This is a genomic window from Desulfosporosinus sp. Tol-M2 (assembly GCF_059735615.1).
In genome coordinates this window covers 1-3,899 of sequence record NZ_JCAIJG010000051.1, presented here as the reverse complement: position 1 = coordinate 3,899, position 3,899 = coordinate 1, and the positions used below count along the sequence as shown (strand labels likewise).

Genomic DNA, 3,899 nt, shown 5'->3' with positions numbered 1-3,899 from the left:
TCTAAGTGGCGGGAACACCGTGTTCTCTGATGGACTGTGCCCAGCGGAGCCATGGATGGCGGAGCGCCTCTTCGAAGCCTCACCTTCACTACTTACTAATTTTTCTTCTCCCGCTTGACTTTCAATAATGTACCCTGAACACTTCTATCCTTTTGAAGTTCAAACCGATTATCTTCATCTAGATATTTTTGTAATTCTTCTTCATCAAAAGCTAAATATCCCTCACCCATTAACTGACAATACACATCGTTTAGGTCTCTTGGTTTCCTTTTTCCTTTTAGATAATCATAACAAAAATCAGATACTTCTCTACCTAATCTTATTACCTTTACTTCAGAAACCCATTGAAAATCATTTTCATTTTTTCCTAACGCAAATAGAGCATCTAAAATCGAATATACTATATCAAGAAAATCGGGGTTCTCTCTGTACAACGGTTTGAAATATTCGATGGCTTTTTCGTACTCTTTACATAAAATATATGCCTCTCCTAAGCGCCAGAGTGCATAAATGTCCTTAGGGCTATTTTTAGCAGCTACTTCTCTTAGTTTTTTTAGTCCCTCGTAATCTCCCTTACTTATAAGATTATAGTCATCTTCCCAATCTTCATCTTCACTATCACCCATGGAAGTGTCACGTTCTATTCTTCGGCTATTAATTTCTATGATCTTATTATCGTTATCCAAAGTGATTTACCTCCGTCTTTCGTATTATTAACACCAAAGCCTCACTTAGTGAGCCAAGGAAGGCGAACGGCTCAATTGGGCACAGTCTTTCAGAGAACGTCCAGGTGTTCCCGCCGCGCCCGCATGCATCATCCTCCAAGTCGCGGGAAAACCGTGTTAGGCGAAGTAACTCCCCTACTTGAGATTATAACGCATATGTGATATTATATAACCGTGATACGAGGTGATCAAATTGTTCAAGATTGAATACTATACTGAAGATGGCTATTGTCCAGTTATGGAGTTTATTAGTCAACTTAATCCCAAGGAGCAGGCAAAAATCTTACGAGAAATTGATCTTTTGCAAGAGTTCGGCCTCTTCCTTGGTTATCCCCATATAAAAAAGCTTGAAGGCTCATATAATAAATTATGGGAACTTCGTGTCAAGCAGAGTACAAACAATTTTAGGATATTCTATTTTAGCTTCGACCAGGGTAGATTTATCTTACTTCATGGTATTCGAAAGACTTCGAAGAAAACTCCTAAACTAGATTTGGATATATCTTTAAAACGAATAACGAATTATCTTAAAGGAAGTGATCTAAATGAATCATGATCAAGCAAAAAAACAAATATTTCAAAATCCAGATGTTCAAAAAGAATATGATGATCTCAAAGTTCTCTATGATATTAAACGTGAAATTATTAGACTTCGATTGGAACAGGGGTTAAGCCAAAAAGAACTGGCTGATAAGATAAACACAAAACAATCTGCTATTTCACGCTTAGAAAGTGGCGAATATAATCCTAGTATAGAACTTCTTGCTAAGGTAGCCAATGCACTCGGCAAAGAACTCCAAATCAGCTTTCAATAACAGCGGCTTTTTTAAGACCCGCTGTTTTTCTTGCAAGAGTTATTTCGCCTAACGTGGTGGCGGGTTCCCGAAGTTCCCACGAAGTGGAAATTTGGGCATCAGCCGGGAACCCGGCTGATAGGCGACGTCGCGAGCGTCAAGCGCGAGCGAGCAGGTCGCCGTGCCCCGGGAACCCGCCACCACGATAGACCGGACGAGCGAGTGCGCGAGCGATGTCCGGTCTATCGTCCCGCGTATTACCGAAGTCTGGTTATTACCTGCATATTCCCTCAGATTTGGTAAGTAGGCGGGCCCTTTTCTTGCGAATTGAAGCCCAACCCCTCTCAGAACTTATCCCGCAAAATGCGGCATCCCGACTAATTGTCACAAGCCCTCATATCAAGCCCTTCTTTCACAAAAATGGCGGGATAATATTTCTTTCATTATGCTGTATATTGAATTTACTAAATTCAATAGGAGGCTTATATGGAAGACAATACGATTTTTGGAATCATCCAACAGGCATTGGCAATCTTAGAAAAGGAAGTAGGATTAGCAAAATCTACACTTAATGTAGTCGCATCTCGTAGTTTCAAACCGATCTCCGAATTCTTCAAGGAAAAGCAGGAGGTATATTACAGTACAGATTTGCTGAACGAGCTAGATCAACGCTATCAGGAGAATCTGAAGATAGGGGCAATTTCACGGAATGTACATAACCTCCGCACTCGAGGTACCAGAATACTGCGAGAGGTGTATGAGACAGGCAATTTCGTCTGGAAAGGACCAGTTAGCAAAAGTATCCCCGTTTTACCGGAAAGCTTTGAGCATATTATCAACGGTCTCGCCGATGCAATCCGCATGGAGGTGCGAAGCCGCGATACACTGTATATAGTTAGGCGTTTTCTGTTGCTGCTTGCCAGTTTTGACATCAACAACATTTCTCAAATTGAGTCAGAGCATGTACAGATGTTTCTGAGCGATGTTTCCCAGTCACGCGCAAAAAGCATGGATGATGTTGTCGGCGCTCTTCGCAAATTAAATCGATATCTTACCAGATCGGGACTATCCGGTCTTCCATACGCAGGCTTACTTATGGCACCGAGAGCAAGAGAAGGAAAAATATATCCGTGTATGCCCCAAGATGATTTGGGATTAGTCATAAAGTCAATTGACCTAAGCATGGCAGTCGGTAAACGCGACTATGCCATTTTGCTGTTGGCTGCAAGCAGTGGTATGCGGGCTGGGGATATAGCGAAAATCAAACTTTTAGATATTGACTGGCGAAAAAGCGAGATACATATAGTTCAGGGGAAAACCCAAGCGCCTGTCAACCTTCCGCTGCAAAGGGGCGTTGGAACCGCCTTGGCCGACTACATTCTTAATAGTCGTCCGGAATCGAAATCCCCGGAGATATTTTTAAGTAGCCTTGCGCCTTTTCAAGGATTTAAGGATGGCGTCTCGGTAGCATGTGTCTTGCGCCGACGGATGAAGGCAGCGGGAGTATCACATACGCTTGGTGATGGAGAAACGATGCATGGCATTCGGAGGATGCTTGGCACCCAAATGACAATTGAAGGCGTGCCCATAACAACGATTGCACAGATACTTGGTCATCAAAACACTCACGCGACTAAACAGTATATTTCTCTGGATATTGAGGGCTTGCGCGAATGCGCATTGGGGTTCGACTCTGTCGGGGAGGGCTCCAAACGATGAAGACGTTCAACGAATATATTGAGGCTATGCTCCTCTACAAAGAATCCATAGGATATTCCAGAAAATCCTACGAGTACGATCTGATGCGTTTTTGTAATTATATAGTGACGAAGCAATTAGACGTGTCCGATCTCAAAGAAGAAATAGTCTTAAGTTGGTGTTCACGCTGGGAAAGCGAATCCCAGACCAGCGCGAGAAGAAGGATTCAATCAGTTCGGGAGTTGCTTAAATACCTATCTGCAATCGGTATTGATTGCTATGTGATCCCATCGAGTTTTCTCCCAAGGGCAGAGACACGGACGCCGTATATTTTTACTGACAAAGAATTACAGAGCATTTTCAAGGAGTGCGATGACCTATTGCCTAATAAATGCTCCCCTAACCGGCACCTGATTCTTCCTGTATTATTGCGATTGATTTTTTTTGTGGCTTGCATCCGAACGAGGGACGGGAACTGCAAAGCTGCGACATAGATTTCGACAAAGGCATCTTGCTTGTCCGAAAAAACAAATCTCACAAAGAGCGTTATGTCGCCATGTCCGATGACGTGTTGCAGATGTGCAAGGATTATCATACTTCCAATGCCGACATTTTCACTGGTAACACATACTTTTTCCCATCTCCGAACGGCTTGCCATACAACCTGTATTCCCGATCATAT

General features: G+C 42.8%; 6 protein-coding genes. 5 read left to right on the top strand and 1 reads right to left on the bottom strand.

All coding sequences use genetic code 11. The annotated features are described in order from the left end of the window. Positions 1–95: 95 nt before the first annotated feature. Positions 96–686, bottom strand: coding sequence for a hypothetical protein (locus AC6I5A_RS03515; RefSeq protein WP_052167867.1), 591 nt, complete (start codon positions 684–686; stop codon positions 96–98). A 232-nt stretch (positions 687–918) separates the two neighbouring features. Between AC6I5A_RS03515 and AC6I5A_RS03510 the strand changes: the two genes are divergently transcribed. The 5 genes from AC6I5A_RS03510 to AC6I5A_RS03490 all read left to right on the top strand — a co-directional run. Further along, positions 919–1,281: a type II toxin-antitoxin system RelE/ParE family toxin gene (locus AC6I5A_RS03510; protein ID WP_034611716.1), complete on the top strand. Its 363-nt coding sequence runs from the start codon at positions 919–921 to the stop codon at positions 1,279–1,281. Then, complete coding sequence (locus AC6I5A_RS03505) at positions 1,271–1,540, top strand: helix-turn-helix transcriptional regulator (RefSeq protein WP_034611714.1); 270 nt, start codon at positions 1,271–1,273, stop codon at positions 1,538–1,540. The genes AC6I5A_RS03510 and AC6I5A_RS03505 overlap by 11 nt, the downstream gene beginning before the upstream one ends. Positions 1,541–2,005: 465 nt before the next feature. Continuing rightward, positions 2,006–3,238, top strand: coding sequence for a tyrosine-type recombinase/integrase (locus AC6I5A_RS03500; protein ID WP_052167866.1), 1,233 nt, complete (start codon positions 2,006–2,008; stop codon positions 3,236–3,238). Further along, positions 3,235–3,711, top strand: a complete 477-nt coding sequence (locus AC6I5A_RS03495) for a site-specific integrase (RefSeq protein ID WP_034611713.1) — start codon at positions 3,235–3,237, stop codon at positions 3,709–3,711. Before AC6I5A_RS03500 ends, AC6I5A_RS03495 begins: the two co-directional genes overlap by 4 nt. Continuing rightward, the coding region (locus AC6I5A_RS03490) for a tyrosine-type recombinase/integrase (RefSeq protein WP_497900463.1) at positions 3,669–3,899 on the top strand (231 nt) is incomplete at its 3' end. The genes AC6I5A_RS03495 and AC6I5A_RS03490, both read left to right, overlap by 43 nt.